Origin of the sequence: Anaerostipes sp. PC18 (assembly GCF_039789045.1) — a bacterium.
In the GTDB taxonomy this organism is placed as follows: Bacteria; Bacillota; Clostridia; order Lachnospirales; family Lachnospiraceae; genus Anaerostipes; species Anaerostipes hominis.
In genome coordinates this window covers 2,538,068-2,555,432 of record NZ_CP121164.1, presented here as the reverse complement: position 1 = coordinate 2,555,432, position 17,365 = coordinate 2,538,068, and the positions used below count along the sequence as shown (strand labels likewise).

Genomic DNA, 17,365 nt, shown 5'->3' with positions numbered 1-17,365 from the left:
AGGTTATCTCATCTGATTACCATGGATTTTTTATTTCTCAGGAAAGACCTTGTCACGCAAATTTGTCAAGCCCCTCAAAGAATGGGGGCCTAAGCGATGAGACAGGTTTGCACACTTTGTTCTTTTGCCGGGTCAGTTTTCCTTTCCCGTGGATAAAATGCGGCAGCATGATCATACAGGAGATCACCTGTCCGAGGCCGGAGATACCGAATAAAATATAGTACCTGAGATAATCCGAAGTTAGGGAGACAAGCTCTCCGCTGGCACCCAGAAAGGCAGCAATCTGGTCTGAAAACAAAAAGCTGAACACTGTCATGGAACCTGAAAAAATCAACACCAGGAATATACTGTTCATAAAAGAGTGCAGAGCCTTCCGGTCATTTCCGCGGCCGATGAAGACGGATGATAAAGCCTACATGAGTGAAATAACAAAGCTGTATACATTGTCCCAGAGATTAAATCTGACTGTATTTTATCAGCAGGGCATTATACATCATAGGAAAAGAGAAGAGACCAAATCCTATATCTTCCTGAAAATACAACAGACAGATACTTTTTAGAATTGCAGATATACAAAGGAAAAGGCAGCGGGAATTGAACCCCACCGCCTTTATGAATGGACGATATCTCTGCTGGATAAGTATCCTTTAAACAAAAGGAGCCATTCAGCGATCGTTTTTTATCACTATTGGAGGAACGCATTTCAAAGCGTGACGGAAATAGTGATGAAAAACTTATGGATTAAGTTCCGCGATCCGACTCACTGCCACGTAGATCTCGCTGATCTTATACCAGGTTGGATAATCTACGACTCCGGTCTGTCCAAGGCCGAATACATTTTGGAATACTCTCACGGCATTGGCCGTCTGCTGTCCGTATGTACCGTCCACCGGTATCGTAGGAATAGAAGGATAGTCCTTTGCGATCCGGTTTAATTGTTCCTGCATTTGACGGACTTTTTCGCCGGTGGAGCCTATGGACAGATCATAACCCGGCCAGGAGGAAGGAATGCCTGAAATCTGCTCTGCGGTATTGATATACATACTTTCTCCATAGTAATATCTGAGAATTTCGATAGGAGTATATCCTTGATCTCCCAGATACTTAGAACCCCATTGTGTCATCCACTCCGGACAGCTTACCCGTTTGCCGTCACAGTATTGTGTCAGGATCGGCTGGCGCACGTTCGGCCGGGACAGATAACTGGCGAAGATTTCATCCACAATGGTGTTGATGGAATCATATGTTGTCTTTCCATTGATCCATTTGTGGTCATAGGCGGTGGAGGAAGTAATCGTAAAGTCGTGTCCTTTGTTTCTGTACCACTCAGTGTAAACTCTGTTCAGAGTAAAGGACATGATCGCCAGAATGTTGGCCTCCAGGGACGAACGAGGCCATGTGGAGTAAACCTCACAGGCAGCCACATTTTTAATGTAGTCTTTATAGCGCACATAATAGTTTTGGGCGGTCTGGTCAGTAATAGCTCCGTCGTGGACAATGACGAATTCAGGGATCACTACCCGGCTAAGTACGATCTCACCGGATTCATTGACTGGCTTGATCTCATCTTCTGCAATTTTAGGAGGATAATCCCCCCAGAGGGTATGAGGGCCTATGACTATATTATCAAGTGTTGTAGTTGCAGTTTCCAAGGGAACCATGGAAACATTTTGAAGACCGTTTGTATCTGCCAGAATCTGAGCTCCCGAGATCGTTACCGGCTCATAGCCGGGTGCTGTCACATGCAGATTATATTCTGAGTATGGCTGGTTTTCACTCGGGGAAAGACTGTATTCCACCGGAGGAGCATCAAGCGCTACCTCTTCGGTCTGTCCGTTCTGATCAGTGGTTACTTCCTCTAGAACCTGATCGGATTCTCCGGTATAGGAGATAGATATAGTAGCATTCCGCACCGGAACATATCCAATGGTAGAGTTTACTTGAATTTTTAAGTTGCCTTTGTCTGCCATTTAAAAAATCCTTTTTCTTTTACTATATGCCGGCGTGATAAAAATATAACCAGAGTCACTTCTGATGTGTGTTTCCTAGATTTAAGAAATATGATAACATTAGAAAAGAATAGGAAGCAAAAAGAGAAAGAGGTAATCATGGAAAATCAGGAAGAAAAACAGAAGCACAAGAGACGTATCCGGTACAGCGGAACCCATCCTAGAAATTATAAAGAAAAGTATAAGGAACTTCACCCGGAAAAATATCCGGACACGGTTGCAAAAATTATTCAAAAAGGCAGTACGCCTGCCGGCATGCACATTTCTATCTGTGTGAGAGAAATCCTTGAGTTCCTCCAGATCAAACCGGGACAGACCGGTCTGGATGCAACGTTAGGTTATGGAGGGCACACGCTGGAGATGATGAAATGTCTGGAATCGAAAGGACATATGTATGCTCTGGATGTGGATGCCATAGAACTTAAGAAAACTAGAGAACGCCTAGAGAAACTTGGTTACGGACCGGAAATTTTAACGATCCGTCAGCTGAATTTTGCAAAGATTGACGAAATAGCGAAAGAAGCAGGACCGTTTGATTTTGTCCTGGCGGATTTAGGCGTCTCGTCCATGCAGATTGACAATCCGGACAGGGGATTTTCCTACAAAACAGAAGGTCCGCTGGATCTGCGCCTAAATCCTGAAAAAGGAGTTTCAGCAGCGGAGAGGCTTAGAAACATCACAAGACAGGAGTTACAGGGGATGCTGATGGAGAATTCAGATGAGCCTTATGCTGACGTGATCGCCCGTGCCGTTGTCTCTAAGATTAAAAAGGGAACAGCCATCGATACGACTACAAAATTGAGGGAAGTGATCGAAGAGGCTCTGGAATTTCTGCCGGAGCATGAGAAGAAGGGAGCCGTGAAGAAAACGTGCCAGAGAACATTTCAGGCTTTGCGGATTGATGTAAATAGTGAGTTTGAAGTTTTGTATGAATTTTTAGAAAAGCTGCCCAATGTACTGGCAAAGGACGGCCGGGCTGCAATCCTGACCTTTCACTCCGGGGAAGACAGACTGGTAAAAAAATCTTTTAAACGTCTGCTGCGGGAAGGGATTTATCAAGAGATTTCAACCAATGTGATCCGTCCGTCGGCAGAAGAATGCAGGATGAACAGCCGTGCACGGTCGACAAAGATGAGATGGGCTATAAAGGCGTAATAAGTTCTATAAGTCAGGAGGATGAAGGGATGATTTATGAGGAAAAAGAACTGGAAATGGAAGGCGTGCTTCAGACAGCCAGACAGATGTGTACTGCTGCCAGAACCGCACCGAAAGCAAGAGGACTGAATGAGTGCTGTGGTTGGTGCAATCAGGCAAACTGCCAGGGATGCAGGGAGAACCAAAGCATCTGTGTATTTGATCCGATGGATCTGGGAATTGCATTGGGCTCGGCAGTCAGCGTGGCGTCCATGAATCATGTGGATAATCGGATCATGTTTTCTGTTGGAAAAGGAGCATTATCATTAGGGATGCTGGGACCGGAAGTGAAGATGATCCTTGGAATTCCGCTGGCGGCAGCAGGAAAGGCACCTTATTTTGACCGCAAATAACTGTTTAAGGGAAGCTGAAGAATGGCTAAAAAATGTTGTATAATTTTGAAAAATATAGTAAAATAGAACAATAGAGTGGTTTGTGTATAAAAGCTATTAATGAATCATTCCCTCTAAGGCAGTCGTTATGATAGGTACTATCAGCATTTATACGATATGAGGGTGCATACAAAAGAAAGGGGTGGGGCAGTGGATTTACAAGTTTTTGAAATTCGGCTAAAAGTATATCTGTTAGAAGATATCCCTGTAGAAGCAGTTCAAAAGAAGACAGCCGCACTGATTGACATTTGTCTGAGCAGAGACGAAGCACTTCAAAAATTTCATGAGGCAAATCAATTTAAAAATTATTCTTTTGGAAATCCATATCCATTAGAAAAGGACAAAATTTATAAAAAGGATAAGGTGTATGTCATAACAATCCGCACCATTGATCCACAGCTTGCAAAAGTATTTTCCGAAAAATTAATTCATGAGCGATCCGATGAGATGCAGGCATTAACCTGCGAAATCAAAATTATCCCCAAAGAAAAGAAAATTATTGATACGATTTATTCTATCTCTCCGGTGATTGTGAAAGCAGAGCGCTACTGGAGGGGTGTTTTTTCTTTACAGGAGTATGAAAAAAGACTGACCGTAAATCTTATAAAAAAATATAATGCCTTCTGCGATACAAAGATAGATGAAGATTTTGAATTCATTCGTATGATTGAGGTCAAAAACAGAACTCCGATCACTGTTTCTTATAAGAAAATAAAACTTTTAGGAGATAAAATTACGTTAAAGGTAGCGGACAATGAATTGTCACAGGAACTGAGTTATATGACTCTGGGAACAGGACTGGGAGAAATAAATGCGCGGGGGGCTGGTTTTGTAAATTACAGGTGGATGTAGGAGGTAGCATTTTGCTTAGAGAGTGTACGGAAATATTCAAGGAACAATTACAGCAAAACAATAATCTGCTGTTCGATTCTTACATACCGGCCAACGGAACATATCTGATCGTGAAGGAAGACGGAACATTATTGGAGCCTGTGGAAATTGAACTCGATAAAAAAAGCGGTCAGATAAACCGCACCAACCGTTATTTCACTAAAATCTGCCAGTATGACTATTACAGCAGGCTGATCGATATGAATAAACCGCAGGACAACAAAAAAATCATTCATTCCAATAATTATCTTTCATTTTTTGTGAAGAAAGAGAGTTTTCAAAACGGAAAACTGGATGCGGAAGCCATTGATCGTTATTTTGATGCGGTCAGCCATCCGGAGCTTAAATATAAGGGACAGACATTGAAGATTTATCAAATGCTGGAAGAAGAAATCGGAGGTGTTTCTAGGGATATAGCAGAAAAGAACCGCATGTGGATAAAAGAGAATATTTTTCAGCTGGATGTGGATCTTTCCAAAAAAGATTATCTGAAAATATTTTTTGAAGCACCGATGGAGCAGTATCAACGGGAAAATGACAGATATCTGGTGCCGAATATTTATAACAGCAATGATTATAATCTGGAGATGAAAGGCGAAGTTTACGGCCTGCCAAATAACAATCTCGGAATGAATGCGAAAAAACCTTTCCTGTCCAGCCGTACGAAAAAAATTGAGGTGCCGTTTCTGCTGAACAAAGAGGAAGTCCTTCTTCAGAAAAAGTTTTTTGATCATCTGATGAACTTTGCCATGGCGGGTAAATCCAATGTATATATCGATACGGATCAAAGGACGATATGTGCGTTCAAAAACAATGAAATCATTGATCGTGATTTTAAGGGATATTATCTGCGGATTCAAAAAGGAAAAGAAGTAGAAATCCACAGCAGCGATATTATTCCAAGTTATCACCCTTCTGTAAGAAGGCCGTTAGTATATCGAAATGCCCTTTCCTATACTCCGAAAGAGCATAAAGAAGGAACCGAATATGGCACTTATTATACGAAAGAGAAGATCCAGAGTCTGCTGGACGCAGTTTTCTTTTCTAAATTTCTGAAGGGCAATTATTTTACGCCCCAGGATAAACTGGGAATGAATGATGGATATATCAAGCGGAATCTCATCATTTCCAGGGAAGCTATTTTTGACTGGCTGTACAAAGATGAAGAGGTGCAGGCCGCAAAGGTTCTGGGAAACGTATCTTTGGATTTAGTACTGGGAGCGTTGAAGGAAGGCTACATTTTTAAGGCCATGGACTGCTTTAATTTGCGCCACTCACTGTTGGAATATTTTTCGGATAAAGGAGAGGATACGATGGAGAATAGAATTAATCAGATAGTGACCGATTTAAAGGCAAAACTGGATGCGAAGGAAACATCTGAAATACAGTCAGATAATGAATACTTTTTTGCCGTCGGACAGCTGGTACAGTATTATATTTCATTAAATAAAGGAAAAAAGAAGACACATGCATTGGTAAATCCGTTTTTAAATGCAAAAACAGATGCAGTCTTAAAAAAGAAACTGGTACAATTTTTCTTGAAATATAATTATGATATCGAAGTATCGAGCAGACGTTTCAATAACCTTTACTGCATGATAACGGAATATGAGCTGAAAGGGCAATTTGAGAAGGATTTGATGATAGCAGGCTATTTACACAGCAGTCTGATTTATGTACCAAAGGAGGATAAGTAAATGGATAAAAGAGTATATGGAGTCTTAGGAATTTCTTCAATTATGGCTAACTGGAATGCCGATTTTACCGGATATCCGAAAACCGCACAGGATGGAACAACCTTTGGCAGTGACAAGGCACTGAAATATCCAATGAAAAAAATGTGGGACAATGAAGGGAAGAAAGTTCTTTATATCAAATCTATGAAATTTTCCGACGGGAAAAAGGGTGAAGTGACATTGGTTCCAAATTCCCTGAAAGAGCGGTACGAATATTTATATGGCATAGAGGATCTGAAAAAATGTAATGACACAAAGGAAGTGATCACAAACTTATTCCAAGCGGCAGACGTAAAAAATTTTGGAGCAACGTTTGCCGAAGAAAAAAACAATATATCCATCACCGGAGCCGTTCAGTTTGGACAGGGATTCAATAAATATGAGGGGACAAGCCCGGAGGAACAGCAGATTTTATCTCCGTTCAGGGACGGATCGAAAGACGATAAAAAGGAAGAAGCGAAAAACTCTACACTCGGAACAAAAATCGTCAGCAATGAGGCTCATTATTTCTATCCGTTTGTTGTAAATCCTCTGGCATATAAAGAGTTTGTCCAGCTGGGCGTGACTGACGGATACACAGAAGAAGACTATGAGAATTTCAAACGCACGGCGTTAGTTTCAGCCACTGCTTTTGCCACTAACTCAAAAGAAGGCTGCGAAAATGAGTTTGCTCTGTTTGTGGAGACAGATCCGGATTTATATCTTCCGAACCTCTCTGAATATATGACATTTACAAAGGGAGAGGATAAAAACATCATCGCATTTGAAGATACCGCATTTTTAGATGATCTCGCAGACAAAATCAAAAGCGTGGAAATTTACTATAATCCTTATACAACCAAATTAGATTGTGAAATCCAGGGAGCAAGATACTATAATATCATTACACAAAAAGAGGTGTAGCCAATGGAAGTATGCAAGGTTACTCTGAAAGGAAGGACTGCGTTTTTCAAGAAGCCGGATGTGAACAGTTATTATTATTTTACTTATGGCCAGATTCATAAAGTTGTTCTTCTCGGGATCTTTGGAGCCGTACTTGGCTATTCAGGCTATGAATCCATAAAAACAGATAAAAGGAAAAAGCATTCCATGGCAGGACCAGGTTTCCCGGAGTTTTATGAACGGCTCAAAGACTGCAGACTTTCTATCGTGCCGAAGAATGAGAAAGGCTGGATTCCGAAAAAAATCCAATACTTTAATAATTCAGTCGGCTATGCCTCCAAGGAGCAGGGCGGCAATCTGATCATAAAAGAACAATGGCTAGAATCACCGGAGTGGGATATCTATATTCTCCTGGATTGTGAGGAGAGCCGTAAACTCTCTGAAGCTTTGATGGGCAGGCGCTGTGTTTATTCTCCTTATCTCGGGAAGAACGACCATCCTGCGGATCTTTTGCATCCTGAGATTATGGAGGCAGAGGAAATTTCACCGGAAAACAGGCAAATGGATTGTCTGATGCCAAAAGGAAAAGTCACATTTGCATATTTGGATGAAGACGACGATGAGGAAGAGGATTTCTATAAGTATGAGGAAGGACTGCCATATGCATTGGACCCTTTCACAAACCTTTATGTTACAGAGCCGTTTGTCTATACGAACCAATATGTAAAAGAGTGTGAACTGCCCTTATACCGGGCGGGAAAAAATATCATTGTATTTTATTAAAATACCGCCGGAGAGGATTCTGTCTTTGAGCAGAATTCTTTCCGGCGGGTTTTTACATTATTAGGGGGAACAGATATGTATTTTGATAAAGATGTTGTAAAAATAGAGGATCTGATCAGACAACCGGAGCGGTATTTTGCTCACAAGCCAAAGAAAGATGACAGGAAAAAAGAAACATTAAAAGAGCACACCAATCTGGCAGAATCTTATTTTCTAAAGATTTTTGAGGAAAAGAATCTGGAGCACTGCATGGAGGTGTTTGAAAAAAAATATTTTGATCAGATCAGCTGGGACGCGAAGAATCTTTTCAGGAGTATGATATTTGGAATTGTAACCTTTCATGATTTTGGAAAAGTAAATCCTTATTTTCAGAAGGAGAAGATGGATCATGAAATGCCGGAGACTAAAAAGATTTTTTCTAATAGCCATCACTCTTTGATCTCGGCTGTTCTTTATTTTGAATATTTTATGGAAAAAGTATGGGCGCTTGACAAGAGTGATAAGAAGCAGCTGAAGGAGTTCTTATTTCTGAATTCTTATTTGATAGCAAAACACCACAGTGATTTAGACACATTTGCAAATTATCTCAAAAGTTTTGAAGATGAAGATATTTATCATTTGATTGAAATGTTGGAAGATGAAGAAAATCTTGAATTTTATAAAAAGCGATTCAAGTGTTCTCTTGGAAGAGAAAAACTTGGGAAAGCCGCAGGAAATGTAAAAAAGACAGCCCGTGATAAAAAAAGCCGGACCAGGCAGATTCTTTTTTACGCGTATGAACGGCTGATCTATTCTCTGCTGGTTGCCAGTGACCATTATGCTACATCAGAATATATGAGTGGAGTGCAGATCAGGCATTTTGGCGGAATGGAGCATATGGATGAGTTTTGCAGACAATATTATGGGACAGAACTTAATCATGGAATACGAAATTATGAGCAGGAAAAATATTTGGAAGAAAAAGCTCTGCAGAAAGAAGAGAATATCAATATTATGCGGACGGAACTTTTTCTGGATGCTGAAAGGGAATTAAAAAAGCATATGGATCAGAACGTTTTCTTCATTGAAGCACCGACCGGAAGCGGGAAGTCGAATTTGGCTGTCAATTTAAGCTTTCAGCTTATGAAGAAAAATTCTCGCATTGGAAAGATATTTTATGTATACCCATTTAATACATTGATTGAGCAAAACCTTGAGTCTATGGAAAAAATATTCGGGGGATCAAAGGTTATGGAGGATATTGCAGTGGTAAATTCCATGAAGCCGATTCCAATGGATCGGTTTAAGTTAAAAACAGATGAGCTTCAATATTATCAGGAAGCACTGCTGAACCGCCAGTTTTTAAATTACCCTATGATCTTAACGACCCATGTCAGCCTGTTTGATACGATGTTCGGGAGCAGAAAAGAAAGTACATTTGGCTTTCATCAGCTGGCAAACAGCGTTCTTGTCTTGGACGAAATCCAGAGTTACCGAAACAGTATCTGGACGGAGATTATTTTATTTTTAAAAGAATTTGCATCATTTCTTAATATGAAAATTATCATAATGTCCGCCACACTGCCGAACCTGGATGTGTTATCTCCGGAACTTGAAAATGCCGTGCCGCTGATCAGGGACAGAGAGAAATTTTTTTCTCATCCGGTTTTTAAAAACAGAGTACATGCGGATTACAGTCTTATGAAAAAAGACTTTACCATGGAAGATCTGCTGGATCATGTATTAAGTCAACAGGAGCTTAAGAAAAAGGTCCTGGTAGAATTTATAAAAAAAGAGTCTGCTTATACATTTTTTCAAATGCTTCAGGAGGATGGACGACTGGAAGTACCGGCTGAACTGCTCACAGGAGATCAGAGCATTCTGGAGAGAAAGCAGGTGCTGAAAAAGATTGATTCCGCAGGGGAGCAGGGCATGATTTTGGTGTCAACCCAGGTGATCGAGGCCGGCGTAGATATTGACATGGATATCGGATATAAAAACTGGTCTAAATTGGACAGTGAGGAGCAGTTTATGGGAAGGATCAACAGGTCCTGTAAAAAGCAAGATGCAGTCGTATACTTCTTTGAAATGGATAATCCGCGGCATATTTACCGGGACGGAGATGCCAGGATAGAAAATCTGGAATATACGCTGGCCAATGAAGAAATGAGAGTGATTCTTTCTGAAAAAGCGTTTCAGAAATATTACGGTTCTGTTTTAGAGGTATTAAAGCAAACCTTTATGGAAAGTACGGGAGATTACGGAATCACAGCATTTTTTGCGACACAGCTCGGTCTCCTGGATCATACTAAGATTGAAAAAAGAATGCAGCTGATTCAGGATGATATGTGGAGCATGTCAGTTTACCTTTGCCGAAAAGTAGAAGAGGAAGATGGGACAGTAATCGATGGAAAGGAAATCTGGGACAAGTACAAAGAACTTTTGTTGGATCAGAAAATGGATTATTCCAAGAAAAAATATGAGCTTTCAGAAGTCAGGAGTAGGATGAACTACTTTACTTATACGATCCAGAAAACAGACTTAATGTACAGTGACAAAATCGGGGAACTCTATATGATTGAGGATGGGGAGAAGTATTTTCAGAATGGAAGGCTGGTGATAGATTTTATGCAGAATGTAGGAGAAGATATAAAAATATTTAATAATGATGGGTGATTGACATTGAAAGTTCAAAGTAGAAATGCAAAATTTATGTTATTGACATAATAAATTAGTATAGTTATAATTATATTTGATAAACTATAACTTAAGAGGTTTTGAAATATTAACATACGGGCTTATCTTTATGATGCCTTACGATTAACAGTAACATATGATGTGAATGTCTAACTTGATAGAAAAGTTAGGCATTTTTTAATATCTAGAAGATTTATTTTGTAAATGTTTCTAGCACGTATATTAATTGATATTTGACAATCAACTAAGATAGTGATACATTATAAATGAAAATAATGTCAGAAAATTAAAAGTGTATCTAAGAGTGGAGGTCAAATATGGATTGTTTTTCAAAAATTAATAATATTCAGAGAAAAGATAATTTTGACTATGTATGTCTAAAAAAAACATACATAGTAAAACCTACAAAGTCAAAAAGTTTAAAAAAAGTTTTTTTAGTTCATGGTCATGATATAGCTTTAAAAGAAGAGATTACTAGAGTGCTGGAAAAACAAGGAATTGAGGTTGTGTTATTGGATGAATGCATGAATGCAGGTCTCACAATCTTTGAAAAACTGGAAAAATATAGTGAGGTAGATGCCGCTATTTGTCTCTTGACCTGTGATGACATCGGGAAAGAAAAAAATAAAAAAAGATTTAAAGGCAGAGCAAGGCAAAATGCTATTTTTGAAACTGGATATTTTATTCACAAATTAGGTAGGGATAAAGTACTGTTAATTTGTGATCCAGAAGTAGAATTACCAACAGATTTGCAAGGTGTTGTCTATAATAAAAAACAAGACTGGCGATTAAAAGTATTGAAAGAGCTAAAAGAAATCGGCTTCGTCATTAATTTGGATAAAATTTTCTAATTGACACTATAATAAAAATATTATATTATTGTATTATAAAATTAATACAAAAGGAGACGCATTCTTTATGCTGAAAAAGCTGATTGCCCCAATCATTGTGACGGTTTTCACAATCGCATTTTTATTATTTTACTTTGGACTGATTTTTGTACTCATTCCATTATCTGTCGTTCTCCGTCTGCTGATCGGTCTGATTCCGCTTTGTCTGGCGGGTGTCTCCGTTTTCGTACTCGTTGAACGCATTAAGGAAGTAAGGAGTGGTGAGGAAGATGATCTTAGTAACTACTGAAGCAATACCGGGAAAAGATTTTGAAGCATTAGGAATGGTCAAAGGCAATACCATTCAGACCAAAAATGTAGGAAGAGATATTACTCAGGGGTTTAAACATTTGGTTGGCGGTGAACTGAAAGCCTATACAGAGATGATGAACGAAGCCAGGGCGCTTGCCACAAAACGTATGGTAGAGGAGGCAGAAGCATTAGGGGCAGATGCAGTTGTATGTGTCCGCTATGCATCAACGGAAGTCATGTCGGGTGCTGCCGAGATTATGGCCTACGGCACAGCAGTTAAATTTAAATAAACAATGGCATTGCCGGTTCTGGTGTAATTCAGATGGCAATGCTGTTTTTTTGTTGCTGAGGAAAATATTAAACTTGTCCTCTTTGTACAATTTTCAACTTTGATAAATTGAAATCCTGCTGTTTTCGTGTATAATAATACACAGGAGTGAAAAAGATGAAGGAAAATTATCAGAAAAAGTTAGACGGTATCATAGAAGGGCTTCAGGGAAAGAGGCCTTCTCTTTTGCTGCACAGCTGCTGTGCCCCGTGCAGCAGTTATGTTTTGGAATATCTCTCGAAGTATTTTCAAATCACAGTATATTATTATAACCCTAACATTGACTCCAAAGAAGAATACGAAAAAAGAGCCAAGGAGCAGGAGCGTCTGATCTCAGAGATGGAACTTCCGGATAAAGTATCTTTTATAAAGGAAGAGTTTCGTCCGGAAGAGTTCTATCAGGCAGTCAAAGGATATGAAAGAGAGCCGGAGGGCGGGAAGAGATGTCTTCGGTGCTATCGGCTGAGACTTACTGAGGCGGCGAAAAAGGCAGGAGAATTGGGAAGTGACTATTTTACCACGACACTTACCATCAGCCCACTGAAAAATGCCCAATGGCTCAATGAAATCGGTCAGCAATTAGAGGCGCAGTACCAGGTGAGGTTTCTGCCGTCCGATTTTAAAAAGAAAAACGGTTATAAACGCTCTGTGGAATTATCACAAAAGTTTGACTTGTACCGACAAAGGTTTTGCGGGTGTGTTTTTTCGAAAAACAAAAAATAATTGTCAAAAACCCTTGCAAAAGGTTTTTATTTGTGATAAAATTTTTACAATTTGTAGAGAGATATATCTAAAATAATACCACATATTGCATTGAACTGCGTCTGGCATCAATGCTTGGATTCGTGATTTTTATTTTTGGATATATTTTTTTTATGCACATTTTTAAGGAGGAAACAGATTCATGGACGCATTTTTGATTTTGGAAGATGGGCAAGTGTTTAAAGGAAAAAGTTTCGGCGCCAGGAAAGAAGTCATCTGCGAAGTTGTATTCAATACATCGATGACAGGCTACCTGGAGGTGCTTACGGACCCGTCCTATCAGGGACAGGGAGTCGTCATGACATATCCGCTGATCGGTAACTACGGTGTATGTCTTGAGGATGCGGAATCCGTAAAGCCATGGCATTCGGCTTTTATTGTAAGAGAATTATCAAGAACCGCAAGTAACTTCAGAAGTGAACAGGATTTGGAAAGTTATCTGATCGCTAATGATATTCCTGGAATCCAGGGAGTGGATACGAGAGCGATTACAAAAATTTTGAGAGAAGAAGGCTGTATGGGAGGCATGATCACAACTAATCCGGACTATGATCTGGATGAGCTCCTTCCAAAATTAAAAGGATATCAGGTAAAAGACGCGGTTAAGACCGTATCAAGAAAAGAAAAAGAACATTTTCCGGGAGACGGACTGAAAGTTGCCCTGTTAGATCTGGGTACAAAGAGCAACATTGCAAATTCTCTCAACAAAAGAGGATGTGATGTGACCGTTTATCCGGCATTTACAGCGGCAGAAGAAATCCTCGGGGATCAGCCGGACGGGATTATGTTATCCAACGGGCCTGGAGATCCGAAAGAATGTGTGTCCATTATAAAAGAAATAAAAAAATTATATGACAGTGATGTGCCGATCTTTGCGATCTGTCTGGGGCATCAGCTGATGGCTCTGGCAAACGGAGCAGATACGAGAAAGATGCGTTTCGGGCACCGGGGCGGCAATCACCCGGTAAAAGACCTGGCTACTGGCCGCGTTTATATTTCTTCCCAGAACCATGGATATGTGATCAAAAAAGAGAGTGTACCAAAGAATCTGGCAGAAGTTTCATTTATCAACGTCAATGACAAGAGTATTGAGGGACTCCGGTATAAGGGGAAAAATGTCCGCACCGTACAGTTCCATCCGGAGGCCAGCCCGGGGCCGGTAGATACCGCTTACTTGTTTGATGAATTTATTGAAATGATGAAAGGAGCAAAAAATGCCTAGGATTGAAAGTATTAAGAAAGTATTAGTCATTGGATCCGGACCAATCGTCATCGGACAGGCAGCAGAGTTTGACTATGCAGGAACCCAGGCCTGCCGTGCCCTTCAGGAAGAGGGAATCGAGGTTGTTTTGGTGAACTCTAATCCGGCTACCATCATGACCGATAAGGATATTGCAGATAAAGTCTACATTGAACCCCTGACTGCAGAGGTCGTGGAAAAGATCGTAGAAAAGGAAAAACCGGACAGTATTCTCCCGACATTGGGAGGACAGGCTGCGCTGAATCTGGCGATGGAGCTGGAAGAAAAAGGGTTTCTTGAAAAGAGCGGAGTGCGCCTGATCGGTACTTCCTCCACTACGATCAGAAAGGCTGAGGATCGCCAGGAATTTAAAGATACGATGGAAAAGATCGGCGAACCTATCGCGGCAGGAAAAGTTGTCACAGACATCCCAGCGGGTGCTGAGTTTGCCGAAGAGATCGGGTATCCGGTCGTCTGCCGTCCGGCCTATACTTTAGGGGGAAGCGGCGGAGGAATCGCCCATGACAGAGAAGAATTAGAAGTGATCCTGGAAAACGGTCTCAGACTGAGCCGTGTCGGGGAAGTTCTGGTAGAGCGCTACATCGGCGGATGGAAAGAAGTCGAATATGAAGTGATGCGCGATGCAAGCGGAACCTGCATCACTGTATGTAACATGGAAAATATCGATCCGGTCGGCGTTCATACCGGAGACAGCATCGTAGTGGCTCCTTCCCAGACCTTAGGGGACAAAGAATACCAGATGCTGCGTACTTCTGCGCTGAACATTATCACAGAACTTAAGGTAAACGGCGGGTGCAACGTACAGTTTGCGCTGAATCCGGACAGTTTTGAATATTGTGTCATCGAGGTAAACCCTCGTGTCAGCCGCTCTTCTGCGCTGGCGTCCAAGGCTACGGGATATCCGATCGCAAAGGTGACGGCAAAGATCGCCATCGGATATAATCTGGATGAAATTCCAAATGCCATCACAGGAAAGACTTATGCAAGCTTCGAGCCGATGCTGGATTACTGCGTTGTAAAAATGCCGCGTCTTCCGTTTGATAAATTCATTCATGCAAAGAGAACTTTGACGACTCAGATGAAAGCTACCGGAGAAGTCATGAGTATCTGCGACAACTTCGAGGGTGCCCTGATGAAGGCCATCCGTTCTCTGGAACAAAATGTAGACAGCCTGATCTTTGGCAGCTACGGGGACATGTCAGATGAAGAACTGACAAAGGAATTAGAAAAGATCGACGACATGAGGATCTATGTGATCGCAGAGGCAATCCGCAGAGGATTTGATTACAATACTATTTTCAATATCACAAAGATCGACCGCTGGTTCTTAGATAAGATTGCCGTTCTGGTAGAGATGGAAAAGAAATTGAAAGAAGCAGGGGAATTGGATAGAGAACTGCTGGCAGAGGCAAAGCGCTTGGAGTTCCCGGATTCTGTTATCGGAAAGCTGACAGGGAAAACTGCAAAAGAGATCAAGCAGCTGAGAAACCAGTTTGGTCTTCATGCGGCTTATAAGATGGTAGACACATGCGCAGCTGAATTTGAGGCGAGCACTCCTTACTATTATTCTGTATACGGAAGTGAAAACGAAGTAGAAGAGCTGAGCAAGAAGAAAAAAGTCATGGTACTGGGCTCCGGACCGATCCGTATCGGACAGGGAATCGAGTTCGACTACTGTTCTGTGCACAGCGTATGGGCATTAAGAGACGTAGGGTATGAAACCATCATCGTCAATAACAATCCGGAGACGGTTTCCACGGACTTTGATGTGGCAGATAAGCTTTACTTTGAACCGCTGACAGCCGAGGATGTGGAGAGTATCGTGGATCTGGAAAAACCGGACGGAGCCGTAGTGCAGTTCGGAGGACAGACTGCGATTAAGCTGACACAGGCTCTGATGGAGATGGGAGTTCCGATCCTCGGGACAAGTGCAGAAAATGTAGATGCGGCCGAAGACAGAGAGCTGTTCGATGAAATTCTGGAAGAGTGCTGTATCCCAAGACCAAAGGGAACGACCGTATTTACATGCGAGGAGGCGCTGAACGCAGCACATGACCTGGGTTATCCGGTTCTTGTAAGGCCGTCCTATGTTCTTGGAGGACAGGGAATGCAGATTGCTGTTTCCGATGAAGATATTGTATCCTTTATCGAGATCATCAACCGCCAGACCCAGGAGCATCCGATCCTGATCGACAAATATTTGGTCGGAAGAGAAGTGGAAGTGGATGCCGTATGTGACGGGGAAGAGATCATCATTCCTGGTATCATGGAACATATCGAGCGTGCCGGAATTCATTCCGGAGACAGTATTTCCGTCTACCCGACGATCAACCTGAGTGATAAGGTGAAACGGGTGATCGCAGAGTATACAAGGAAGCTGGCGAAATCATTGAATGTAGTCGGCCTGATCAATATCCAGTTTATTGTCTGTGATGAGGAGGTTTATGTCATCGAGGTAAATCCTCGTTCCAGCCGTACGGTACCTTACATCAGCAAGGTAACCGGAATTCCGATCGTAGATCTGGCTGCCAAAGTGATCGCCGGAGCCAAGATCAGGAATCTGGAATATAAGCCGGGACTCCAGGAAGAGTCTGAATATTATGCGATTAAAAAACCGGTGTTCTCCTTTGAAAAACTGAGGGGCGCGGAAGTCAGCTTAGGGCCGGAAATGAAATCCACCGGAGAATGTCTGGGAGTTTCCAAAAACTACAATGAGGCATTGTATAAGGCGTTCCTCGGAGCGGGAATCAACCTTCCGAAGTACAAGAAGATGATTCTCACGGTGAAGGATTCAGATAAAATCGATGCGGTGGATATCGGAAGAAGATTCGTGGATCTTGGATACGAAATTTTCTCCACAAGGAGCACGTGCAGAGTGCTGAATGAAAACGGCGTGCCTGCCCATCCGATCAACAAGCTGGAAGAAGAATCTCCGAACTTGCTTGATTTGATTTTAGATGATAAAATAGATTTAATCATAGATACACCTTCTCAGGGAGTAGGGCGCAGCAGGGACGGATTCCTGATCCGCCGTTATGCGATTGAAACCGGTGTGACTTGTCTGACCAGTCTGGATACGGCAGATGCACTGCTCACCAGCCTGGAATCAGGAAGTAGAGACAATTTATCAGTTGTGGACATTGCACAAATTTAAACGTACAACGGGGTACCTTTAAGTCTATTAAAGGTACCCCTTTTTTCAGTATTACAGGAGGACGGTGTTCCCTCTGCCCTGATTGACAATAAAAATGTAACTTGATAGAATTATCTTAACCGCTGGCTGTAATTTTAAGTCAGATATTAAAAAAG

General features: G+C 41.5%; 15 protein-coding genes. 13 read left to right on the top strand and 2 right to left on the bottom strand.

The genetic code is table 11. The annotated features are described in order from the left end of the window. Positions 1 to 52: 52 nt before the first annotated feature. Positions 53 to 355 carry an MATE family efflux transporter gene (locus P8F77_RS13850; protein ID WP_287517280.1) on the bottom strand — a complete coding sequence of 101 codons (303 nt, stop codon included), beginning with the start codon at positions 353 to 355 and terminating at the stop codon, positions 53 to 55. Positions 356 to 734: 379 nt separating this feature from the next. Further along, positions 735 to 1,970 (bottom strand): peptidoglycan-binding protein, encoded by a 1,236-nt coding sequence (locus P8F77_RS13845; protein ID WP_287517281.1) that lies wholly within the window; start codon positions 1,968 to 1,970, stop codon positions 735 to 737. A 138-nt stretch (positions 1,971 to 2,108) separates the two neighbouring features. Here P8F77_RS13845 and rsmH point away from each other — a divergent pair, with 138 nt between their 5' ends. The 13 genes from rsmH (at position 2,109) to carB (ending at position 17,210) form a co-directional block, all read left to right on the top strand. After that, a complete protein-coding gene (rsmH, locus tag P8F77_RS13840) occupies positions 2,109 to 3,164 on the top strand; it encodes a 16S rRNA (cytosine(1402)-N(4))-methyltransferase RsmH (protein ID WP_287517282.1) in 1,056 nt (351 codons plus the stop codon). 29 nt (positions 3,165 to 3,193) lie between these two features. Continuing rightward, positions 3,194 to 3,556, top strand: coding sequence for a ferredoxin domain-containing protein (locus tag P8F77_RS13835; protein WP_287517283.1), 363 nt, complete (start codon positions 3,194 to 3,196; stop codon positions 3,554 to 3,556). 189 nt (positions 3,557 to 3,745) lie between these two features. After that, entirely contained in the window at positions 3,746 to 4,447 is a 702-nt protein-coding gene (gene cas6, locus P8F77_RS13830; protein WP_095142870.1) for a CRISPR-associated endoribonuclease Cas6, read from the top strand. 11 nt (positions 4,448 to 4,458) lie between these two features. Continuing rightward, positions 4,459 to 6,183, top strand: a complete 1,725-nt coding sequence (locus tag P8F77_RS13825; RefSeq protein WP_287517284.1) for a CRISPR-associated protein — start codon at positions 4,459 to 4,461, stop codon at positions 6,181 to 6,183. After that, entirely contained in the window at positions 6,184 to 7,125 is a 942-nt protein-coding gene (locus P8F77_RS13820) for a type I CRISPR-associated protein Cas7 (RefSeq protein WP_287517285.1), read from the top strand. Positions 7,126 to 7,128: 3 nt separating this feature from the next. Further along, the gene (gene cas5b / locus P8F77_RS13815) at positions 7,129 to 7,887 is read left to right on the top strand and encodes a type I-B CRISPR-associated protein Cas5b (protein WP_287517286.1); all 759 of its coding nucleotides are present in this window, start codon (positions 7,129 to 7,131) and stop codon (positions 7,885 to 7,887) included. Between the two features lie 75 nt (positions 7,888 to 7,962). Next, positions 7,963 to 10,542 (top strand): CRISPR-associated helicase Cas3', encoded by a 2,580-nt coding sequence (gene cas3 / locus P8F77_RS13810; RefSeq protein WP_287517287.1) that lies wholly within the window; start codon positions 7,963 to 7,965, stop codon positions 10,540 to 10,542. Between the two features lie 338 nt (positions 10,543 to 10,880). Next, positions 10,881 to 11,414 (top strand): nucleotide-binding protein, encoded by a 534-nt coding sequence (locus P8F77_RS13805; RefSeq protein WP_287517288.1) that lies wholly within the window; start codon positions 10,881 to 10,883, stop codon positions 11,412 to 11,414. Between the two features lie 67 nt (positions 11,415 to 11,481). After that, positions 11,482 to 11,703, top strand: a complete 222-nt coding sequence (locus P8F77_RS13800; protein WP_024726750.1) for a hypothetical protein — start codon at positions 11,482 to 11,484, stop codon at positions 11,701 to 11,703. Then, positions 11,684 to 11,995: a YbjQ family protein gene (locus P8F77_RS13795; RefSeq protein ID WP_148458687.1), complete on the top strand. Its 312-nt coding sequence runs from the start codon at positions 11,684 to 11,686 to the stop codon at positions 11,993 to 11,995. Before P8F77_RS13800 ends, P8F77_RS13795 begins: the two co-directional genes overlap by 20 nt. Before the next feature lie 155 nt (positions 11,996 to 12,150). Further along, complete coding sequence (locus P8F77_RS13790) at positions 12,151 to 12,756, top strand: epoxyqueuosine reductase QueH (protein ID WP_034548907.1); 606 nt, start codon at positions 12,151 to 12,153, stop codon at positions 12,754 to 12,756. Between the two features lie 181 nt (positions 12,757 to 12,937). After that, a complete protein-coding gene (locus P8F77_RS13785; protein WP_148458686.1) occupies positions 12,938 to 14,017 on the top strand; it encodes a carbamoyl phosphate synthase small subunit in 1,080 nt (359 codons plus the stop codon). Next, a complete protein-coding gene (gene carB, locus P8F77_RS13780; RefSeq protein ID WP_024726754.1) occupies positions 14,010 to 17,210 on the top strand; it encodes a carbamoyl-phosphate synthase large subunit in 3,201 nt (1,066 codons plus the stop codon). The genes P8F77_RS13785 and carB overlap by 8 nt, the downstream gene beginning before the upstream one ends. The last annotated feature ends 155 nt before the right edge of the window (positions 17,211 to 17,365 follow it).

What these genes read in the sequence shown, in the direction of transcription:
- P8F77_RS13790 (WP_034548907.1), top strand. Translation starts at nt 12,151, where the DNA reads ATGAAGGAAAATTATCAGAAAAAGTTAGACGGTATCATAGAAGGGCTT.
- P8F77_RS13845 (WP_287517281.1), bottom strand. Translation starts at nt 1,970, where the DNA reads ATGGCAGACAAAGGCAACTTAAAAATTCAAGTAAACTCTACCATTGGA.
- cas5b (WP_287517286.1), top strand. Translation starts at nt 7,129, where the DNA reads ATGGAAGTATGCAAGGTTACTCTGAAAGGAAGGACTGCGTTTTTCAAG.
- P8F77_RS13785 (WP_148458686.1), top strand. Translation starts at nt 12,938, where the DNA reads ATGGACGCATTTTTGATTTTGGAAGATGGGCAAGTGTTTAAAGGAAAA.
- P8F77_RS13850 (WP_287517280.1), bottom strand. Translation starts at nt 355, where the DNA reads ATGAACAGTATATTCCTGGTGTTGATTTTTTCAGGTTCCATGACAGTG.
- rsmH (WP_287517282.1), top strand. Translation starts at nt 2,109, where the DNA reads ATGGAAAATCAGGAAGAAAAACAGAAGCACAAGAGACGTATCCGGTAC.
- P8F77_RS13820 (WP_287517285.1), top strand. Translation starts at nt 6,184, where the DNA reads ATGGATAAAAGAGTATATGGAGTCTTAGGAATTTCTTCAATTATGGCT.
- cas3 (WP_287517287.1), top strand. Translation starts at nt 7,963, where the DNA reads ATGTATTTTGATAAAGATGTTGTAAAAATAGAGGATCTGATCAGACAA.
- P8F77_RS13835 (WP_287517283.1), top strand. Translation starts at nt 3,194, where the DNA reads ATGATTTATGAGGAAAAAGAACTGGAAATGGAAGGCGTGCTTCAGACA.
- P8F77_RS13805 (WP_287517288.1), top strand. Translation starts at nt 10,881, where the DNA reads ATGGATTGTTTTTCAAAAATTAATAATATTCAGAGAAAAGATAATTTT.
- P8F77_RS13795 (WP_148458687.1), top strand. Translation starts at nt 11,684, where the DNA reads ATGATCTTAGTAACTACTGAAGCAATACCGGGAAAAGATTTTGAAGCA.
- P8F77_RS13800 (WP_024726750.1), top strand. Translation starts at nt 11,482, where the DNA reads ATGCTGAAAAAGCTGATTGCCCCAATCATTGTGACGGTTTTCACAATC.
- carB (WP_024726754.1), top strand. Translation starts at nt 14,010, where the DNA reads ATGCCTAGGATTGAAAGTATTAAGAAAGTATTAGTCATTGGATCCGGA.